This window comes from Pseudomonas sp. B424, from assembly GCF_055408345.1.
Genome location: NZ_JBUZTL010000014.1, coordinates 81,894 through 101,652, shown reverse-complemented (window position 1 = coordinate 101,652; position 19,759 = coordinate 81,894). Strand labels below are relative to the sequence as shown.

Annotated in this window: 14 protein-coding genes and 1 tRNA gene; 13 read left to right on the top strand and 2 right to left on the bottom strand. The window is 60.8% G+C overall.

Annotation, left to right across the window (positions count from 1 at the left end):
• Positions 1-182: 182 nt before the first annotated feature.
• The 8 genes from ACZRMS_RS16875 to ACZRMS_RS16840 all read left to right on the top strand — a co-directional run bounded on the left by ACZRMS_RS16875 (position 183) and on the right by ACZRMS_RS16840 (position 10,973).
• A complete protein-coding gene (locus tag ACZRMS_RS16875; protein WP_463996187.1) occupies positions 183-1,091 on the top strand; it encodes a LysR family transcriptional regulator in 909 nt (302 codons plus the stop codon).
• Positions 1,092-1,358: 267 nt separating this feature from the next.
• Positions 1,359-2,879 carry an MFS transporter gene (locus ACZRMS_RS16870; protein ID WP_463996186.1) on the top strand — a complete coding sequence of 507 codons (1,521 nt, stop codon included), beginning with the start codon at positions 1,359-1,361 and terminating at the stop codon, positions 2,877-2,879.
• On the top strand, positions 2,876-3,937 hold the full coding sequence (locus tag ACZRMS_RS16865) for an HlyD family secretion protein (RefSeq protein WP_463996185.1): 1,062 nt from the start codon (positions 2,876-2,878) through the stop codon (positions 3,935-3,937). Before ACZRMS_RS16870 ends, ACZRMS_RS16865 begins: the two co-directional genes overlap by 4 nt.
• Entirely contained in the window at positions 3,934-5,364 is a 1,431-nt protein-coding gene (locus ACZRMS_RS16860) for an efflux transporter outer membrane subunit (RefSeq protein WP_463996184.1), read from the top strand. The genes ACZRMS_RS16865 and ACZRMS_RS16860 overlap by 4 nt, the downstream gene beginning before the upstream one ends.
• Positions 5,365-5,501: 137 nt before the next feature.
• A complete protein-coding gene (locus ACZRMS_RS16855; RefSeq protein ID WP_463996183.1) occupies positions 5,502-6,821 on the top strand; it encodes an MFS transporter in 1,320 nt (439 codons plus the stop codon).
• 85 nt (positions 6,822-6,906) lie between these two features.
• Positions 6,907-7,401 carry a sigma-70 family RNA polymerase sigma factor gene (locus tag ACZRMS_RS16850; protein ID WP_463996182.1) on the top strand — a complete coding sequence of 165 codons (495 nt, stop codon included), beginning with the start codon at positions 6,907-6,909 and terminating at the stop codon, positions 7,399-7,401.
• Between the two features lie 23 nt (positions 7,402-7,424).
• Entirely contained in the window at positions 7,425-8,402 is a 978-nt protein-coding gene (locus ACZRMS_RS16845) for a FecR family protein (protein WP_463996181.1), read from the top strand.
• Positions 8,403-8,558: 156 nt separating this feature from the next.
• Positions 8,559-10,973: a TonB-dependent siderophore receptor gene (locus tag ACZRMS_RS16840; RefSeq protein WP_463996180.1), complete on the top strand. Its 2,415-nt coding sequence runs from the start codon at positions 8,559-8,561 to the stop codon at positions 10,971-10,973.
• 57 nt (positions 10,974-11,030) lie between these two features.
• On the opposite strand, the gene ACZRMS_RS16835 is transcribed toward ACZRMS_RS16840, so the two are convergent.
• Positions 11,031-12,182, bottom strand: a complete 1,152-nt coding sequence (locus ACZRMS_RS16835; RefSeq protein WP_463996179.1) for an MFS transporter — start codon at positions 12,180-12,182, stop codon at positions 11,031-11,033.
• Between the two features lie 147 nt (positions 12,183-12,329).
• Between ACZRMS_RS16835 and ACZRMS_RS16830 the strand changes: the two genes are divergently transcribed.
• Entirely contained in the window at positions 12,330-12,752 is a 423-nt protein-coding gene (locus ACZRMS_RS16830; protein WP_463996178.1) for a RidA family protein, read from the top strand.
• A 92-nt stretch (positions 12,753-12,844) separates the two neighbouring features.
• Here the strand turns inward: ACZRMS_RS16830 and uvrB are convergent, their stop codons facing one another.
• Positions 12,845-14,860: an excinuclease ABC subunit UvrB gene (uvrB, locus tag ACZRMS_RS16825; RefSeq protein WP_463996177.1), complete on the bottom strand. Its 2,016-nt coding sequence runs from the start codon at positions 14,858-14,860 to the stop codon at positions 12,845-12,847.
• Positions 14,861-15,184: 324 nt separating this feature from the next.
• Between uvrB and ACZRMS_RS16820 the strand changes: the two genes are divergently transcribed.
• The 4 genes from ACZRMS_RS16820 to ACZRMS_RS16805 all read left to right on the top strand — a co-directional run bounded on the left by ACZRMS_RS16820 (position 15,185) and on the right by ACZRMS_RS16805 (position 19,743).
• Positions 15,185-16,381, top strand: a complete 1,197-nt coding sequence (locus ACZRMS_RS16820; protein WP_463996176.1) for an amino acid aminotransferase — start codon at positions 15,185-15,187, stop codon at positions 16,379-16,381.
• 65 nt (positions 16,382-16,446) lie between these two features.
• Positions 16,447-16,522, top strand: a tRNA-Asn gene (locus tag ACZRMS_RS16815).
• 396 nt (positions 16,523-16,918) lie between these two features.
• Positions 16,919-17,626: an HpcH/HpaI aldolase family protein gene (locus ACZRMS_RS16810; protein ID WP_463996175.1), complete on the top strand. Its 708-nt coding sequence runs from the start codon at positions 16,919-16,921 to the stop codon at positions 17,624-17,626.
• Positions 17,627-17,646: 20 nt separating this feature from the next.
• Positions 17,647-19,743 (top strand): TonB-dependent receptor family protein, encoded by a 2,097-nt coding sequence (locus ACZRMS_RS16805; RefSeq protein WP_463996174.1) that lies wholly within the window; start codon positions 17,647-17,649, stop codon positions 19,741-19,743.
• The last annotated feature ends 16 nt before the right edge of the window (positions 19,744-19,759 follow it).

Below are 19,759 nucleotides of genomic sequence, written 5' to 3'. Positions count from 1 at the left end.
GGGTAATGGCCAAAAATCTCAACCAAAGAGAGCGTCAGGCATCAACCTGACGGGCGGCAATGTATCAATGGCTAACTTAGTTAGCTAGCTAAGTGTGCGCGAAACTGTTTTACCTGATGCGCAACAATGGTGCATGGCAAGCCGGCTAGGCACGCCATGCGTTACCCGATACCCTTTGGCCCATGCAAATACCTGACTTGAATCTGCTGGTTGCTTTGAATGTCTTGCTCGAAGAAGGCTCGGTGGTGGGCGCTGCCCGGCGCATGAACCTGAGCGCTCCGGCCATGAGCCGCACCTTGACCCGAATCCGTGAAGTCTTGAATGACCCTATTCTGGTGCGTTCGGGCCGTGGGCTTGTCCCCACACCCAGGGCACTGGAGTTGCGTGAGCAGGTGCGTGGCGTGGTTGAGTTGGCGCACGGGATATTCACCCAAAGCCAGGACAGTGATTTACGGGAGCTGGAGCGTACGTTCAGCATTCGCGCCAATGACGTGTTTTTTGGCGTTTATGGTGCTGCTTTACGCCAGCAAATAGCCCTGGAAATGCCCAAGGCCACCTTGCGGGTAGTGCCCGAAGGTTTTACCGATGATGAAGCGCTGAACGAAGGGCGCATTGACCTGACCATCTGCGCCACTAACCGCTTCAGTTCGGATATCAAGGTACAACGGCTGTTCACGTGCCCCTTTGTGGGGCTGGCGCGCGAGGGGCACCCCATATTCGACCAGCCCATTACGACCCGACGGTTTGCCGGGTTTGACCATATCAGTGTGTCCCGCCGGGGCCATGCCCGCGGGCCGATTGACACGCTGCTGGCCGAGCAGGGGCTGGAGCGACGTGTGTCGTTCACTACGCCGACCTTCTACTCGGCGATTTTTGCCCTGGCTGGCGCTGATCTGATCTTGCCGTTGATGCCTCAGGTGTTGCTCAAGACCCTTGAGCCACTAGGCCTCAAGCTGCGTCCATTCGAGCTGCCGATCCAGTTGCAACCGGTAGAAATCGTTCAGGCCTGGCACCCGCGCCTGGACAACGACCATGCCCACCGCTGGCTGCGCCGTACCCTCAAGACTTTCTGCGATAACGCGGTGGTTTGATGCGAATTTTGTGGGCGGCGCCAAACCTGCGGGAGCTGGCTTGCCTGCCAGACCGCGTTGCCTGCATCGCGAGCAAACCCGCTCCCACAATGCCCCATAAACGCTGGCTTTGATGATTGTTGCGTCCGGCGCACTCCACAGTTAGCTATTTATCAATTTTTATAGCAATGGGAGCTGATTAAACTTTCCGTCAACTACTTAGACGACGGAGTCAGCCATGCATTGGCGGTTTGAACATGGACGTGATTTGACGTCAGGAGCCCGGGTGTGACGGCGCTGGTCGCACCTGCACCTGTCATCAGCACGGCATTTGGCCTGCGTATTTTCACCGGCCTGCTGGGGGTACTGCTGGCGGTGCTGGTCTCGGGTTTCAACGAGAATGTAACCAAGGTGGCCATGCCCGATATTCGTGGGGCAATGGGCATCGGCTATGACGAAAGTACCTGGCTGCTGGCGGTGTATTCGGCCACATCCATCAGCGCCATGGCCTTCGCGCCCTGGTGTGCAGCCACCTTCTCTTTGCGCCGCTTCACCCTGTGGGCCATCGGCGCTTTTTTGCTGTTGGGCATCCTCTGCCCGTTCGCCCCCAATGTCGATGTGCTGATGCTGCTGCGCACCTTGCAGGGGTTTGCCGGGGGTGCATTGCCGCCGATGCTGATGTCGGTGGCGCTGCGTTTCTTGCCGCCGGGCATTCGTCTGTACGGGTTGGGCAGTTACGCGCTGACCGCCACGTTCGGCCCCAGTTTTGGTACGCCGCTGTCCGCCTGGTGGGTGGAGTACGCCGGGTGGCAATGGGCGTTCTGGCAGATCATCCCGCTGGGCCTGCTGGCGATGGCCTGCGTGGCATGGGGGTTGCCCCAGGATCCATTGCGTCTGGAACGCTTCAAACAGTTTGACTGGCGCGGCCTGCTGCTCGGCTTGCCGGGCCTGATCATGCTGGTGCTGGGGCTGGAACTGGGCCAGCGGATGAACTGGTTCGAGTCGCCGATGATCCGGTTTTTTATTGTCGGCGGCACGGCCTTGATGGTGTTGTTTTTTATCAATGAGTGGTCGCACCCGCTGCCATTTTTCAAGTTGCAACTGCTGAAAATCCGCAACCTGGCCCACGCATTGCTGACTTTGGGCGGGGTGCTGTTTGTGTTGCTGGCGGTGATTAAAATTCCGTCCAGTTATCTGGCCCAGGTGCAGGGTTATCGTCCCCTCGAAACCGCGCCGGTCATGTTGCTGGTGGCGGTGCCGCAATTGATTGCGCTGCCGCTGGTGGTCGCGCTGTGCAACCTGCGCTGGGTCGATTGCCGCTGGGTGCTGGCTATTGGCCTGGCGCTGTTGGCGCTGGCGTGCGGCATCGGCTCGCAGGTGACTTCGCTGTGGAGTCGCGAGAACTTCTACGGGTTGCAGGCGATTCAAATCATCGCCCAGCCAATGGCGGTGATCCCGCTGTTGATGCTGGCCACGGGCGGCCTGAACCCGGCTGATGGCCCCTTTGCCTCGGCCTGGTTCAATACCGTCAAAGGCTTTTCGGCGGTGGCGGCGGGCAGTGTGCTGGGCGTGTTGACGCTCAACCGCGAGCACTTCCATTCAACGATGTTGCTCGATCGCCTGGGCAGCTCGCCGCTGGTCAGTACCGGGACCGATCTGGCGCGCCGGGTTCATCAGCAGGCGGTGGTGCTGACGTCTGCCGATCTCTATCTGTACATGGCCGCCCTGGCGCTTTTATTGATTGTGTTAATCCCTTTTGGCCCCACGCGGATCTACGCGCCGGGCACACCTGCTGGAGCTGTGAAATGAGTACAACAAACGGGCGCAAACCCTGGGTCATGGTCGGTGCGGGTGTGCTGGCAGTTATCGTGCTGTACGGGCTGTGGAGGCTGGTGTTCGCGACGGGAACCGTGCAGAGCACCAATGATGCGTTTGTCAGCGCCGATTACACCTTGATCGCGCCCAAAGTCGCCGGTTTTATCGACGAAGTGCTGGTGCAGGACAACCAGCCGGTCAAGGCCGGGCAGTTGTTGGCGCGCATTGATCCGCAGGACTATCAGGCTGGCGTGCAAGCCGCGCAAGCCAGCGTGGCTACCGCGCAGGCACAACAGGCCAATGCGCTGGCGATGCTGGAACGACAGCGTTCACTGATCGAACAGGCCAAGGCTACGGTCGATGCGGATCTGGCGCAGGTCGAGTTTGCCGAGCACGAGTTGCAGCGCTATCAACATCTGGCGGGTCAGGGCGCAGGCACGCTGCAAAATTCCCAGCAGGCGAAAAACCGCTCGCTGATCGCCCGGGCCGAGCTGGCTCAACACAAGGCCGCGCTGGAAGCCGCCCGCCAGCAAACCCGGGTGCTGGCCGCCCAGGCCACTGCCGCGCAAGCGTCGGTGCAGTATGCCGAGGCCTTGCAGGCAAGGGCCGAACTGGACTTGTCCCACACTCAACTGATGGCGCCTTTTGACGGTGTGGTGGGTCGGCGCAGCGTGCGTCTGGGCGCTTACGTCAAACCCGGCGATACGGTGCTGGCGGTTGTGCCGCTGGCCGACGCCTATGTGATGGCCAATTTTCTCGAGCACCAGCTGACAAATATGCAGGCCGGGCAGCGTGTGACGATCAAGGTCGACAGCTTCCCCGGCCAGACCCTGCACGGCACCGTCGACAGCATTGCGCCGGCTACCGGTGTGACGTTCTCGGCGATTGCTCCGGATAACGCGACGGGGAACTTCACCAAGGTGGCGCAGCGCATTGCAGTGAAAGTCACTCTGGATCAAGGGCAGTTGCTGGCCAGCCAATTGCGCCTCGGCATGTCGGTGGACGCGTCCATCGACACGGCGGCTCACGATCAGCAGGTCAGCGCACGATGAAAAACAATGCATTGGTTTGGGCTGTGGCCTGTTACAGCGTGCTGAACCTGAGTGGTTGCGTGGTGGGCCCGGACTTTCAGCCCCCCGTGCCCGGGCTGGCAGCCCATTGGGCGCCTGTGGCCGCTGAAGCGGGGCATGGCCGGACCGTTGAGTCGGCTGTAGACCCGCGTTGGTGGGACGGTTTTGGTGATGTGCAATTGTCGGCCCTGGTGCGCGAGGCGCAACAGAGCAATTTTGATGTGCAACTGGCTGCCAGCCGCCTGGAGAAGAGCCTGGCGATACGCCGTCAGATAAATGCCGACACCTTGCCCGAGGTTGGCGCTACGGCGGCTTACAGTCGCGGCCGCAACAGCCAGCAGGGCTTGAATGATCCTTCGGGTCATAGCGGCAAGCAGGCGTTCAACCTGTGGAATGGCGGTCTGGGTTTCAGCTGGGAGGCTGACCTGTGGGGCAGGGTCAAGCGTTCGGTCGAAGCGGCCGATGCATCGGTGCGGGTGGCGGCAGAGGACCGTCACGGTGTGCAGTTACTGGTGATCGTGCAGACCGCACAACACTATATTCAACTGCGCGGCACGCAACAGGCACTGGCGGTGGTGGAGCAAAACCTGCAGATCGCCCGGCGTAGCCTGGAGTTGACCCGATTGCAGCTCAAAGAGGGCGTGGCCACCGATTTGCAGGTGTCGGAAGCCGCCGCCCAAGTGGCCGAAATAGAAGCGCGCATGGCACCGTTGCAGCAGCGAAGTGCGCAATTGATCAATGCCCTGAGCATGCTGCTGGCCCGAGAACCACGGGCCTTGCAGCAGCAATTGAGCGCAGTGGCGCCAGTGCCGGCCTATGGTGCGGACGTGCCGATCGGTTTGCCGAGCGAGTTGGCGCAACGACGTCCCGATATCCGCCGTGCCGAGGCACAACTGCATGCAGCGACGGCTGCAATCGGCATGGCCGAGGCTGATTTTTATCCGCGAATTACCTTGTCTGGCAGCCTGGGGTTGCAGGCCATGCAACTCTCGGATCTGGGCAGTTGGGGCTCGCGCAGTTTTGCGTTCGGGCCGGGGTTGAGCGTGCCGGTGTTTGAAGGCGGGCGCTTGCAGGGGGCCCTGCAATTGCAGGAGGGGCGTCAGCAGGAGGCGGGTATTGCGTATCAAAAAACCGTATTGAGTGCCTGGCACGAGGTGGACGATGCGCTGGTGGCGTATCAGGCCGGCCAGCGCCGGCGTGACAGCCTGCAGCAGGCTGTGGTGCATAGCCAGCGGGCTCTGGACAGCGTTCATCAACAGTACGTCCAGGGAACGGTGGACTTTCTGAACGTATTGACCGTGCAAAACGCGCTGCTGGCCAATGAAGCGGCGCTGGTGGACAGCACCGCGCAGGTATCGTTGTCGCTGGTGGATGTGTTTGGGGCATTGGGAGGGGGGTGGCCGGGATAGTTGCCTGTTGGGGCTTTGTGGGCGCGAGCAGGCTTGCTCCCACAGGTTTTGCCAGTCGTTTCCACAGGATTTGCTATGCTCGCGCCCTCGACCGCAAGCGCCAGCATAGGCGTGTCCAGTTCACATTGAGCCTATTTATGTCTGCTGATACTCAAGCCACAACAGTGCGCTTTTCCCGCTCCGACTACAGAACCCTGGGCCTTGCAGCCTTGGGCGGGGCGCTGGAAATCTACGATTTCATTATTTTTGTGTTCTTTGCCCTGATCCTCAGCCAGCTGTTTTTCCCGCCGGATATGCCCGAATGGTTGCGTCTGCTGCAAAGCTTCGGGATTTTCGTGACCGGCTATCTGGCGCGGCCGCTGGGCGGGATCCTGATGGCGCATTTTGCCGACCATCTGGGGCGCAAGCGGGTGTTCAGCCTGAGCATCCTGATGATGGCGCTGCCTTGTCTGCTGATCGGGATCATGCCCACTTACGCCGACATCGGTTATTTCGCCCCGTTGATCCTGTTGGCACTGCGGATTCTGCAAGGTGCGGCAGTGGGCGGGGAAGTGCCGAGCGCCTGGGCATTTGTCGCCGAGCATGCCCCGGCCGGTCGCCGTGGTTATGCGTTGGGCTTTTTGCAGGCCGGGCTCACGTTCGGCTATTTGCTGGGCGCACTGACGGCCACATTGCTGGCGCAACTGTTTACCCCGGCTGAAATCCTTGATTACGCCTGGCGCTTTCCGTTCCTGCTAGGGGGGGTGTTTGGCGTGATTGGCGTGTGGTTGCGCCGCTGGCTCAGCGAAACCCCGGTGTTCCTGGCCTTGCGTGACCAGCGTGAGGGCCGGGCCGAGTTCCCGTTGCGCACCGTGCTGCGCGATCACCGTGCCTCATTGCTGCCGGCAGCCCTGCTGACCTGTGTACTGACCAGTGCCGTGGTGGTGTTTGTGGTCATCACGCCAACCGTGATGCAGCAGCGCTTTGGCATGACCGCCAGCCATACCTTTGCCCTGAGCAGTCTGGGCATCGTGTTTTTGAATATTGGCTGCGTGCTGGCCGGGTTGATCGTGGACCGTATTGGCGTATGGCGCAGCATCGTGCTGTACAGCCTGTTGCTGCCGTTGGGGATCGGCTTGCTCTACGCCAGCCTGGTGGGCCAGTGGGCGTTGCCGGGCCTGGCCTACGCATTCGCCGGCTTGACTTGCGGGATTGTCGGAGTAGTGCCGTCGGTGATGGTCGGTTTGTTCCCGGCGCCGATCCGGGTGTCGGGGATCTCCTTCACCTACAACATCGCCTACGCACTGTGGGCCAGCACCACGCCGTTGTTGCTGATCGCGCTGATGCCATGGAGCCCGTGGGTGTGCGTGGTGTTTTGCGCGCTGATGGGTCTGGTGGGTGTACTGACTGCCCGGCGCTACGGATTTGGCGGCGCCAGTCAGGTGGAAAAACGCTTGTTGGCCAAGGCTGGGATGTAAGGGGGGTAACCCGGGGGCGTCGCAATGATTGCTGCCTTTAATAGGAAGCATTACTATTCGCGCCCCACCTTTGTAGTCCCGTGCGATGACTCAGAAAGTGCCCCGTCGAACGGGCTTCTTTGAACATTACGAAGAGTTGATCGGAACCTGGACCCGGCGCCTGCGCAATCGTCAGCAGGCGCAAGACCTTGCCCATGACACCTTTGTCCGCGTGCTCGAATCCAACCCGGATGCGGTGCAGTTGCCGCGGGCGTATTTGCATCAGACTGCACGCAATATCGCGGTGGACGGTTTTCGCCGTGCAGAGTTACGCGACGCCAAGGAGCAGGCAGCCGTTCCCCCAAGTTCGTCCGAAACCGGCGACCCGGAGCAGTACATGCGCGCTATCCAGTTGGCTGAGTCGGTCGAAAGGGCATTGCAGGAGCTCCCGCTTAATTGCCGCAAGGTTTTTGTCTGGCAGAAGATCGAAGGCCTGACCCAGGCCGAGATTGCCGAACGCCTGGGGCTGTCCAAGAACATGGTGGAAAAGTATATGATCCGCACCCTGCGCCACCTGCGTGAACGGGTGGAGGCTCCGTGATGACATCGGTAAAGGACTGCATGATGGATACGCGTGACTGTACCTGTGGCAGCGACTGCGTGCGCGACGCCGCCGCGACCTGGTTTGCGCGGGCGCAAGCGCAAACCCTGGGCGTGGCCGAGCAGGCCGAACTGGACGCCTGGCGTGCGCAACACCCCTGCCATGAGGTGGAGTATCAGTGGCTGGCCAGTTTGTGGTCCGCCGCAGACCTGTTGCCCCAGGCCCGGCTGCAGGCTCTGTGCGATGCTCCTTCCCCGACAATCAAGCGTCGACCGTTTTTGGCCTACGGGCTGGCTGCGAGTGTCATCGCAGTGGCAGCCGGTGCGGGTGTATGGATGCAACTGCAATCGTTTACGGGCTATCACGCAGAGTTTGCCACGGCGCTGGGCGAGCGCAGCACCGTCACCTTGCCCGATGGTTCATCCATCGAACTCAATGGCCGCAGCCGAATACGCGTCCACTTCGAACGTCAGCAGCGCAGTGTCGAACTGGAGCAGGGCGAGGGCATGTTCAGCGTGGCCCATGACCCGGACCGGCCCTTCGTGGTACAGGCCGGCGCCGGTCAGGTGACGGTAACCGGCACCCGCTTCGATGTGTTGCGCGAGGGCGACCAGGCCCGGGTTGCGGTGGAGTCGGGGCATGTCCGGGTGCAGGGCGATGATTCACATGCCGTGGTCAATCTGACGGCGGGGCTGGGCACTGTGGTCGATGCCCAGGGCCAGGTGGCCGCCGCGCAGCCGGTCAATACCCAGGCGCTGACGGCCTGGCGCAAGGGGCAACTGGTGTTCAATGACGCCAGCCTTGGCGAGGTGGCCGCCCAGGCCTCGCGCTATCGCGACAAGCCGCTGCACGTGAGCACGCCTGCGCTGGCCCGGTTGCGCCTGACCAGCGTGTTTAAAACCGATGACACCGATGCACTGCTCAAGGCCTTGCCGCAGATCCTGCCAGTGGCCATCAGAACCCGTGCAGACGGCAGCCAGGAAATAGTCTCCAGAAAATAACGCCAGAACAGGTTCAGGTTTTTTTCGAGTTCTTCGTCTTCTAGATCAACTGCAACTGGTTTGCATTAACAGTCGCACCCAGGTGCGATCTACAGGGCAAGACTCGACGTGAAAAATAACAATCCTCGTGGGCGACTTTCCTCGCTTGAAACACCTTTGAGCACTCCATCATCCGTTGCCCGGGCCCGCTGGTTGCCGCTGGCCCTGGCCCTGGCGGTCAGTGCTGCGATGCCCTGTGCGTTTGCCGGCGAATCCCCGTCGAGTGCTATCCATATCCAGTCCCAGCCCTTGGGCTCTGCGCTGAGCCAGTTGGCCCAGCAGACGTCGCTGCAGGTGTTTTTCAGCCCGCAACTGGTGGCTGGCAAGCAGGCCCCGGCGGTCGATGGCAACCTCTCGCCCGAGCAGGCCCTGGCCCTGCTGCTGCAAGGCAGTGGCCTGAGCTACGAATTGAATGGCGATGCCGTGACCCTGCGTGCTGCGCCAACGGTCAGTGCCGCTGCTTCCGGCCCGCTGGAACTGGGCCCGGTAGATGTAAAGGTGGTCGGCAACTGGTTGAGCGATGCCAATGACGCGGTGGTGCAGAACCACCCTGGTGCCCGGACAGTGGTGCGCCGCGAGGCGATGATCGAGCAGGGGGCGATGAACGTCAGCGATGTGCTCAAGCGCATCCCCGGGGTGCAGGTGCAAGCGTCCAACGGCACCGGCGGCAGTGATATCTCGCTGAACGTCGGCGTACGCGGCCTGACCTCGCGCCTGTCGCCGCGCTCCACCGTGTTGATCGACGGTATTCCCGCGGCGTTCGCACCTTATGGCCAGCCGCAGTTGTCGATGGCCCCGATTTCCTCGGGCAACCTGGACAGTATCGATGTGGTTCGCGGTGCGGGCTCGGTGCGTTACGGACCGCAAAACGTGGGCGGGGTGATCAACTTTGTAACCCGGGCCATTCCTGAAACCTTCCAGGGCGAAGTCGGCACCACGCTGGAGACCTCCGGGCGCGGTGGCTGGAAGCACATTGAGTCGGCATTTGTGGGCGGCACGGCTGACAACGGCATGGGGGCTGCGCTGCTGTATTCCGGGGTCAAGGGCGACGGCTACCGGGCCCGCAACAATGACAACGATATCGATGACGTGATGCTCAAAACCCACTGGGCGCCCACCGATCAGGATGACTTCACGCTCAATTTCCACTACTACGATGCCACGGCGGACATGCCCGGCGGTCTGACCCAGAAGCAGTTCGATGCAGACCCGTACCAGTCGGTGCGCGACTATGACAGCTTCACCGGGCGCCGCAAGGATGTGTCCTTCAAGTACTTGCGCCAGATTGACGACCAGACCCAGTTTGAAGTCCTGACCTATTACACCGACAGCTTCCGTGGCAGCAATATTGCTGCGCGCAACTTGCAAACCCTGGCGGCGTACCCGCGCAGCTACCACACTTTCGGCATCGAGCCGCGGGTGTCCCATGTGTTCACGCTGGGGCCGGTCACCCAGGAAGTCGGCCTGGGTTATCGCTACCTCAAAGAGGCGATGCATGAAGAGGCCAGCCAGGTTTACCTGGTCAATAACGTGCCAGTGCCGGGACCTGGTGCCGACGGCCATGCGTACCAGGATCGCACCGGCGGTACTGAAGCCAACTCGTTCTATATCGACGACAAGATCGACGTGGGCAACTGGACGGTAACCCCGGGCATTCGCTTCGAGCGCATCAGCACCAACTGGCACGACCGTCCGGTACTGGGCAACAACGGTGTGCCGGTGCTTGAGAAAAAGCGCAGCATCGACAGCAGCGAAGCCCTGCCGGCGCTGAGCGTGATGTATCACCTCTCGGACGCGTGGAAGCTGTTTGCCAACTACGAAACCTCGTTCGGCAGCCTGCAATACTTCCAGCTGGGGCAGGGCGGTGTCGGCGATGCGACGGCGGCAGGCCTGCGCCCTGAAAAAGCCAAGACCTACGAACTGGGGACGCGCTACGACAATGGCGTGTGGGGCGGTGAAGTGACGCTGTTCTACATCGACTTTGCCGACGAGTTGCAATACGTCAGCAACGATGTGGGCTGGACCAACCTGGGGGCGACCAAGCACCAGGGCCTGGAAACGTCGGTCCACTACGACATGTCGGCACTGGACGCGCGCCTTGACGGGTTGTCGCTGAATGCGGGCTTTACCTACACCAAGGCGACGGCTGAAGGGGACATCATGAACTTCAAGGGCCGCGACCTGCCGCTGTACTCACGGCAAGTGGTCAACCTTGGCGCGCGTTATGTGGTCAATCGCTGGACGTACAACGTCGATATGTTCGCCCAGTCCCAGCAGCATGCGCCGGGCACCGGCGGGGTCTACATCACCGATCCGACCCCGGACGGGCAGTACGGTGATATCCCGGGCTATGCAACCTGGAGCACGCGCGTGGGTTACGACTTCGGGCCGCAAGCGTCGAACCTCAAGGTGGGCGCGGGGATCAAGAACCTGTTCAACCAGGAGTACTACACCCGCTCCAGCGACAACAACTCCGGGATTTACCTGGGCGAGCCGCGCACGTTCTTTGTGCAGGCCAGCGTAGGGTTCTGAGCCAAAAGCGCTCTGACCCTCTCCCTGCGAGAGAGGGTCAGAGCGAGGGCATGGCGTCTAAACCCGCAATATCCGCCCGCTGATGGCTACGGCTACCAGCATGGCGGTGATCAGCAAAAAGGCACTGCTCAGGCTGCTGGCATGGGCGATAAAACCGATGGCCGCAGGCCCTGCCAGAATCCCCGCATACCCCAGGGTAGTAATGGCCGGCACGGCGATGTTTTCCGGCATCACGGTCTGTTTGCCGACGGCGGTGTAAAGCACCGGCACAATGTTGGAGCAGCCCACGCCTACCAGTGCGTAACCGAGCAGTGCAACTTCCCAGTTCGGTGCCAGCGTCGCCAGGGCCATGCCCGTGGCAGCAAACACGCCTCCCAATACAATCACCCGCCGGGCGCCCAGGTGCCTGACGATGGTGTCACCCATCAATCGGCCTGCGGTCATGGTCAGGGCGAACGCGGCATAGCCAAGCCCGGCGTAGGCTTCGCCGATACTTTTCTCGGTGGTCAAAAACACGGCGCTCCAGTCCAGCATCGCGCCTTCGGCCAGGAACACGGTAAAGCACAGCAAACCGATAAACAGCACCACGCCGTGGGGCACGGCAAATGCCGGCCCGCTGCTTTCACTGCCATAAGGCAGCAGGTGCGGGGCGGCTTTGAGCAGGGCGGCGAGGATCAGCACAATCACCACCACAATCGCCCACAGGGGTGACAGGCCCAGCGCCAGCAGCGCGCTGACACCGGCCGCGCCGGCAATCCCGCCGACACTGAACAGCCCATGGAAGCCCGACATCATATTGCGCCCGCTGGCGCGCTCGACGATCACGGCTTGCAGGTTGACGGTGGAGTCGACGGCGCCCAGCCCTGCACCGAACACAAAGAGCGTCGCGACCAGCAACGGCATGGAACTGGCCGTCGCCAGCAGCGGCAGTGCGAGGCAGATCAACAGCGTGCCGCCGATCAATACCCGGCGACAGCCAAAGCGCGTGGCCAGAACACCGGCGATGGGCATCGCCAGGATCGAGCCTGCGCCCAGGCACAGCAGCAACAGGCCGAGGGTGGCTTCATCGAGCCCGGCCCGCGCCTTGGCATAAGGCACCAGCGGGGCCCAGGCCGCGAGGCCAAAACCGGCAATGAAAAAGGCAATACGGGTCGACATTTGTTCGAGTCGCCCCGGCACAAGGGGCATTTGGGTGTTGATGGCGGTCATGGTCATCCTTGGGGATCGGGCTTTGGTGCGGTGCGGCGTAACATCCTTGCATATTTGCGGCATGTGCCGCGAGGGCACTGGCATGGGGATTGGCGACAGTGGTTGAATAGCGCGCTGCCAACTCTACTGCCCCAAGGTGCGAATTTTATGGATAAGAACCTTCACCCTGCTGTGCAACTGCTCAACCCGGCCGGGCTGTATGACCCTGCGCCCAACGGCTATTCCCATGTCGCACGCCTGGCACCCAATGTGCGTCTGGTGTATACCGCGGGCCAGGGCGGTGAAAACGCCAACAGCGAGCTGTCACCCGATTTCGCCGAACAGGTGCGCCAGGCATTTGCCAACCTGCAGATCGCCCTGGCTGCAGCGGATGCGCAGCTCAAGGACGTGGCCAAGATCACCGTGCTGATTGTTGATCACAGCATGGAGCGTTTGCAGATTCTGGGCGCTGAAGTGGCGCGGGTCTGGGGTTCGCTGCCGGCGCCGGCCTGTACCTTGATCCCGGTACCGCGCCTGGCGCTGGATGAAATGCTGTTTGAGGTTGAGGCGGTGGCGGCTGTGGCTGTGTGAGTTGGTCCTCTGTGGGAGCGGGCTTGCTCGCGACAGCAGCACCTCGGTGATTCAGATACACCGAGCCGCACCAAGCCCGCTCTCACAGGGGGTCAAACCTGCAACAAGCGCTCCCTGAGCTTGCCGATTTCGTCACGCATCTGTGCGGCGGCCTCGAATTCCAGGTCGCGGGCCAGGGCGTACATTTTCTCTTCCAGCTGACGAATGCGCTTGCTGATTTCGCTCGGTGAACGCAGTTCGTTTTCGTACTTGGCGTTTTCTTCGGCGGCTTTGGCCATGCCCTTGCGCTTCTTGCTGCGCGAGCCTGGCACCACCGCACCTTCCATGATGTCGGCCACGTCCTTGAACACGCCTTTGGGGGTGATGCCGTTGGCGAGGTTGAAGGCGATCTGTTTTTCCCGGCGGCGTTCGGTTTCGCCCATGGCCCGTTCCATCGACCCGGTGATCCGGTCGGCGTAGAGAATCGCCCGGCCATTGAGGTTACGGGCCGCCCGGCCAATGGTCTGGATCAGCGAGCGCTCGGAACGCAGGAAACCTTCCTTGTCGGCATCGAGAATCGCCACCAGCGACACTTCGGGCATGTCCAGGCCTTCGCGCAGCAGGTTGATGCCCACCAGCACGTCAAACACCCCAAGGCGCAGGTCGCGAATGATCTCGACGCGCTCCACGGTGTCGATGTCCGAGTGCAGGTAACGCACGCGCACGCCGTGATCGGCGAGGTAGTCGGTGAGGTCTTCGGACATGCGCTTGGTCAGCGTGGTGACCAGTACGCGCTCTTCCAGGGCGACGCGCTTGGCAATTTCGGAGAGCAAGTCATCGACCTGGGTCAGCGCCGGGCGCACTTCGATTTGCGGATCGACCAGGCCTGTCGGGCGCACCACTTGCTCGACCACGCGGCCCGCGTGCTCGGCCTCGTAATTGCCGGGGGTGGCCGAGACGAAAATCGTTTGCGGGCTGATGCGCTCCCATTCATCAAAGCGCATCGGCCGGTTATCCAGTGCCGAAGGCAGGCGGAAGCCGTATTCCACCAGGGTCTCTTTGCGCGAGCGGTCGCCTTTGTACATGGCGCCCACCTGCGGCACGCTGACGTGGGACTCATCGATCACCAGCAAGGCATCGGCCGGCAGGTAGTCGAACAGGGTCGGCGGCGGCGCACCGGACTCGCGGCCCGACAGGTAGCGCGAGTAGTTTTCGATGCCGTTGCAGTAGCCCAGCTCCATGATCATTTCCAGATCAAAACGGGTGCGTTGCTCCAGGCGCTGGGCCTCCACCAGTTTGTTGTTGGCGCGCAGGTATTCAAGGCGCTCCTTGAGTTCCACCTTGATGCCCTCAACGGCGTCGAGCAGGGTTTCACGCGGGGTTACGTAGTGGCTCTTCGGGTAGAAGGTAAAGCGCGGCATCTTGCGGATGACTTCGCCGGTCAGCGGGTCAAAGGCGCTGATGCTTTCGACTTCGTCATCGAACAGCTCGATACGCACCGCTTCCAGGTCAGATTCGGCCGGGTAGATGTCGATCACGTCGCCGCGCACGCGGAAGGTCGAGCGGGCAAAGTCCATGTCATTGCGGGTGTATTGCAGGTCGGCCAGGCGGCGCAGCAGCTCGCGCTGGTCGAGTTTGTCCCCGCGATCGACGTGCAACACCATCTTCAAATAGGTTTCAGGGCTGCCCAGGCCGTAAATGCACGACACCGTAGTGACGATAATTGCATCCTTGCGCTCCAGCAGCGCCTTGGTGGCTGACAGGCGCATCTGCTCGATATGGTCGTTGATCGAGGCATCTTTCTCGATAAAGGTATCGGAGGAGGGCACATAGGCTTCGGGCTGGTAGTAGTCGTAGTACGAGACGAAGTACTCCACCGCGTTGTTCGGGAAGAACGACTTGAACTCGCCGTACAGCTGCGCCGCCAGGGTTTTGTTGGGGGCCAGCACCAAAGTGGGGCGGTTCACGTGGGCGATCACGTTGGCGATGCTGAAGGTCTTGCCTGAGCCCGTTACCCCGAGCAGGGTCTGGTGTGACAGACCGGCCTCAATGCCTTCGATCAACTGGCGAATGGCTTCGGGTTGATCGCCCGCGGGCTTGAAGCGGGTAACAAGCTGAAAATCGGGCATAACGGACCTCTGGGTTTGCTTCTATAAAGGCAGTGGCCTTTATAAGTGCATGCGACTCAGGCCGCAGGAAAAAAACAGGATACCGCTAGTTATGGAGATCATGTCTGACTGTTTCAAGGCACTGCTCTGATACGGCCATCCGCACAAAGATTGCAATTAGACCAGTGGCCTGAAAATAAACTGAAATACTTGCCAAAAACCGGGAATCGCCTGTTGCCCGAATCCTGATCACCTTTATACTTGCTCCCCGTTTGTGCACCGCTCTAGTGCAATCGGCTGGAGCGTTGTCACCCCCTCCATACTCCATTCAGAGCCGCCGTAATAATGAGCCTGTTCTCCGCTGTCGAAATGGCACCACGCGATCCTATCCTGGGCCTCAACGAAGCATTCAATGCCGATACTCGTACCAGCAAAGTGAATCTGGGGGTCGGTGTTTATTGCAACGAGGAGGGACGAATTCCGCTCTTGCGTGCCGTTGTCGAAGCCGAAACTATTCGGGTTGCTCAGCACGCGTCGCGCGGCTACTTGCCGATCGACGGCATTGCTGCTTACGACCAAGCTGTGCAAAAGCTGCTGTTCGGTGCCGAGTCGCCGCTGCTGGCCGCAGGCCGTGTCATTACAACCCAGGCCGTTGGCGGCACGGGTGCGCTGAAAATCGGTGCTGACTTCCTCAAGCAACTGCAGCCGGGCGCTGTGGTAGCCATCAGCGACCCGAGCTGGGAAAACCACCGCGCACTGTTCGAAACCGCGGGTTTCCCGGTGCAGAACTACCGCTACTACGACGCTGCCAGCCATGACGTAAACCGTGCCGGCATGCTCGAAGACCTCAACGCCTTGCCAGCCGGCTCCATCGTTGTGCTGCATGCGTGCTGCCACAACCCGACCGGTGTCGACCTGACGCCTGCCGACTGGCAGAACGTGCTGGACGTGGTCAGGGCCAAAGGTCTGATCCCGTTCCTGGACATGGCCTACCAGGGCTTTGGCGACGGCATCGACGAAGATGCTGCGGCAGTTCGTCTGTTCGCCGAGTCGGGCCTGAGCTTCTTCGTTTCCAGCTCGTTCTCCAAGTCGTTCTCGCTGTACGGCGAGCGTGTTGGCGCACTGTCGATCATCACCGAGTCTGCGGATGAGAGCGCCCGCGTTCTGTCCCAGGTCAAGCGCGTGATCCGCACCAACTACTCCAACCCGCCGACCCACGGTGCAACCATCGCCGCTGCAGTGCTCAACAGCCCTGAGCTGCGTGCAATGTGGGAAGAAGAACTGGCAGAAATGCGCCTGCGCATTCGCGGTATGCGTCTGCAAATGGTCGAGCTGCTGTCGAAAAAGGCTCCGGGGCATGATTTCAGCTTTGTGGCGCGTCAGCGCGGCATGTTCTCGTACTCCGGCCTGACCGTTGAGCAAGTAACTCGCTTGCGCACCGAGTTCGGTATTTATGCCCTCGATACCGGTCGAATCTGCGTCGCTTCTTTGAATCAGCGCAACATTGAAGTGGTTACCGACGCCATTGTTCAGGTCATCTGAATAATGCAAAGAGAAGTCATCGGAAGTGTTGACTTCTCTTTTTATATCAGTAAGATAGACGCCATTCCGCGATAGCTCAGTTGGTAGAGCAAATGACTGTTAATCATTGGGTCCCTGGTTCGAGTCCAGGTCGTGGAGCCAGATAGTAAAAAAGCCTGCAGCGATGCAGGCTTTTTTTTGCCTGAAATTTGGTGAGAGCTGCCAGGCGCCGCTGAAAATTGTGGGGGCACTGAGGGTTTTAAAGTATCGGGCGGGAGTGAAAACCGGCCTCGTCACAGGCTTCAAACGAGCTCTGCACTACCCATCACAAGCGCTTGAACACCAAGAAAATACTGGCTCTTTGCCAGTTAACTACGGTTGGAAGCGGGTTTTTATGATGTCCATCACGAATATCGCTATTCGATAATAAAAATCGTTCACGCGCATCTGAGAATGATTACTATTGGCTTCAGTGTTGCCTCGCTCAAAGGACCTGTGTCAGTGATAAGAACCTCTCCGGTATTTTCCCGACTGCAAGAAGGGAAACACGTTTACGGCATGCTCAACTCCCTTCCGTCACCCATGCTCTGCGAAATGCTCGCCTTCGCAGGCTACGACTTCGTGATTCTTGACCTTGAGCACTTGCTGCGCTCCGAAGAAGACATCATGCATTGCGTCCGGGCTTGCGAGGCCGCAGGCATTTCGCCCTGGCTGCGCATACCGCAAGTGGACGAAAAACTGATCGGCAGGGCACTGGATGCCGGCATCGAAGGCATTGTCCTGTCACGCACCGAAAGTGCAGCGCAAGTTCAGCGCGCCATTGAAGCCGCCTGGTTTGCGCCCCGGGGCAAGCGCGGCATCACCGGCGGGCGCATTACCGGATTTGGCCGCCTGCCATTGCCCGAATACATTGAGCTGGCCAATCGTCAAACCCCCATTGTTCCCATGATCGAAAGCCGCGCCGGGGTCGAAGCCCTCGACGAAATCCTGCGGTTGCCAGGGGTCGGCATGATCATGGAAGGCGCCCTGGACCTGTCTCTTGACCTCGGTCTGGGGCCTGACCCCCTTGATTCTCAAGTCTGGCAAACGCTGCAACATATGGCCGATGCCTGCCTCGGCGCGGGAATACCTTTCTGCGCCAACCCCCGCACAGCTGAACAGAACGCGCTATGGCGCGCCCGCGGGATCCGAAGCTTTCTGGCCGGTGAAGACCGAGGCTTGATGCATAACGCGTTGAAAGCCCGCCTGCATTCTCTCCAACAGTAAAAAGAGCTAACGAAGCCCAAATGAAAACAACAACAACTGCCCTGCATTTTTCACTCAGTTTAATCACGCTGGGTATCTGCCACAGCGCTATGGCCGCCGACAAACCCGCAGCCCCTGCCAGTAGCGTAGAGCTGGCACCCATGACGATTCAGGGGGACGTACTGGGCGCAGCCAGCGATCAGGAGGTTCGTACCTATGCCGGCAGCCGTAGCGTCGTCGACGCAAGCGATCTGAAAAAAGCCAGCGTCCGCGGTCTGGATGACGCGCTGCAACGGGTACCCGGGATCAAGATTTTTGACGAAACCGGCACCGGCGCCTTGCCGCAGATTTCGGTGCGCGGGCTCTATGAGAGTCGCAGCGGCCGGATTCAGGCCTTGTCGGATGGCATTCCCCTGGCGCTCGCGCCGTACGGCCAGACCGGTCTGTCGTTGTTCCCGATGACCATGGCCACTGTTGACCGGATTGACATCGTGCGTGGGGGCGCAGCGGTGCAATACGGTCCGAACAACGTGGGCGGGGTGATCAACTTTATCAGCAAGCCGATTCCCCGCGAGTGGGAAACCACGCTGCAGGAGAAGACCACCTTCAACGCTGGCGGGCGCCAGTTGTGGGACACCTACCTGGGCACCGGCGGCTACCTGACCGACAACTTCGGCCTGCAACTGGACATCAACACCCTGAGCGGTGAATACGGTCGTGAGCACTCCGACACCGATGTGCAGAACTACCGTCTGCGCGGCCAGTGGAACATCGACGATGATCGTGACCTGAGCTTCGGCATTCAGCACTACAAGGCCGACATGGACCTGGCCGGAGCGCTCAGCGTCAAGGACTACAAGGATGATCCGCGCCAGTCGACACGTCCCCTGGACCGTTTCGAGGGCGACACCAATCGCGTCTGGGGCACCTACACCCAGCGCCTGGGCGCCATGGGCCCATTTGACTCGGTAGAGTTCAGCTGGACCAACTTCGCCCACAACAGCTACCGCAACTTCGTGGTCGGTCTGCCATTCACTCCGGACGGTACGGCAGTGACCAAGCAGGACGGCCCTCGTGATTTCAAGGTCTGGGGCACGGAGCCGCGCCTCAGTGCCACGATCGATGGCGACAACGTTGGCCAGACCTGGCTGCTCGGAGCCCGCTATGTGAGTGAAGACATCGACTACAAGGTCAACCGCGAGAGCGTCGCCAGCGGCGTAACGACGGCGTTCCGCGACTGGAAGTTCGATGACGACGCCCGCGCGTTCTACATCAGCAACGCCATCAGCCTGTTCGACCGCCGCCTGACCATCACCCCCGGCGTGCGCTACGAAAACGCGCGCATGAATTACAGTGACGGCATCACCGGGTTCGAGCGCGAGAACAAATCCGAGGAATGGCTGCCGGGCCTGACTGTGGGTTATCAGGCGAACGACGCCTGGTATGTCTATGCCAACGCCCAGAAGTCCCTGCGGCCACCGCAGGTCACGCAGATCGTCAAGGAAGGCGCTGTGGGGGCCGAGCTGGCGTGGAACTACGAGACCGGCGTGCGCTATACCCCGTGGGACGGCATGCGCGTCGACTTCAACCTGTACCGCATCGATTTCGACGATCAGATCGTCTACAACGCCACCACCGACCGCTTCGACAACCTTGGCAGCACCCGTCACCAGGGCTTCGAGACCGATATCTTCTGGACGCCGCAAGCCATGCGTGATCTGGACTTGCATGCCGGTTATGCCTACCTCGACGCCAAGCAACGCAACGGCACCTTCAAGGACAACGAGGTGCCGTACTCCTCGCGCAACCAGTTCATGGTGGATGCCCGTTACCGCTTTGCCGAGCACTGGACCTACAACCTCGATGGCCTGTACATCAGCAAGGCCTATACCGATGCCGCCAATACCCGCGAAGAAAATGCCTCTGCCAGCGTGGGTGAACTGCCTGCTTACTGGGTCTGGAATACGGCCATCGAACGTGAGTTCCCGCTGGCAGACAAGAGCGTTCTGACCGCGTCTGCCGGCATCAGCAACCTGTTTAACCGCGAATATTATTTCCGCGGTATCGACACCAGCCCTTGGGGTCGTCAACCCGCGCCGGAGCGCTCGCTCACCTTAGGCGTCAATTACCGCTTCTAAACCGCGCAGCCGCGCC

What these genes read in the sequence shown, in the direction of transcription:
- uvrB (WP_463996177.1), bottom strand. Translation starts at nt 14,860, where the DNA reads ATGCCCGATTTTCAGCTTGTTACCCGCTTCAAGCCCGCGGGCGATCAA.
- ACZRMS_RS16830 (WP_463996178.1), top strand. Translation starts at nt 12,330, where the DNA reads ATGGATAAGAACCTTCACCCTGCTGTGCAACTGCTCAACCCGGCCGGG.
- ACZRMS_RS16805 (WP_463996174.1), top strand. Translation starts at nt 17,647, where the DNA reads ATGAAAACAACAACAACTGCCCTGCATTTTTCACTCAGTTTAATCACG.
- ACZRMS_RS16855 (WP_463996183.1), top strand. Translation starts at nt 5,502, where the DNA reads ATGTCTGCTGATACTCAAGCCACAACAGTGCGCTTTTCCCGCTCCGAC.
- ACZRMS_RS16835 (WP_463996179.1), bottom strand. Translation starts at nt 12,182, where the DNA reads ATGACCGCCATCAACACCCAAATGCCCCTTGTGCCGGGGCGACTCGAA.
- ACZRMS_RS16810 (WP_463996175.1), top strand. Translation starts at nt 16,919, where the DNA reads ATGCTCAACTCCCTTCCGTCACCCATGCTCTGCGAAATGCTCGCCTTC.
- ACZRMS_RS16875 (WP_463996187.1), top strand. Translation starts at nt 183, where the DNA reads ATGCAAATACCTGACTTGAATCTGCTGGTTGCTTTGAATGTCTTGCTC.
- ACZRMS_RS16865 (WP_463996185.1), top strand. Translation starts at nt 2,876, where the DNA reads ATGAGTACAACAAACGGGCGCAAACCCTGGGTCATGGTCGGTGCGGGT.
- ACZRMS_RS16845 (WP_463996181.1), top strand. Translation starts at nt 7,425, where the DNA reads ATGGATACGCGTGACTGTACCTGTGGCAGCGACTGCGTGCGCGACGCC.
- ACZRMS_RS16820 (WP_463996176.1), top strand. Translation starts at nt 15,185, where the DNA reads ATGAGCCTGTTCTCCGCTGTCGAAATGGCACCACGCGATCCTATCCTG.
- ACZRMS_RS16850 (WP_463996182.1), top strand. Translation starts at nt 6,907, where the DNA reads ATGACTCAGAAAGTGCCCCGTCGAACGGGCTTCTTTGAACATTACGAA.
- ACZRMS_RS16860 (WP_463996184.1), top strand. Translation starts at nt 3,934, where the DNA reads ATGAAAAACAATGCATTGGTTTGGGCTGTGGCCTGTTACAGCGTGCTG.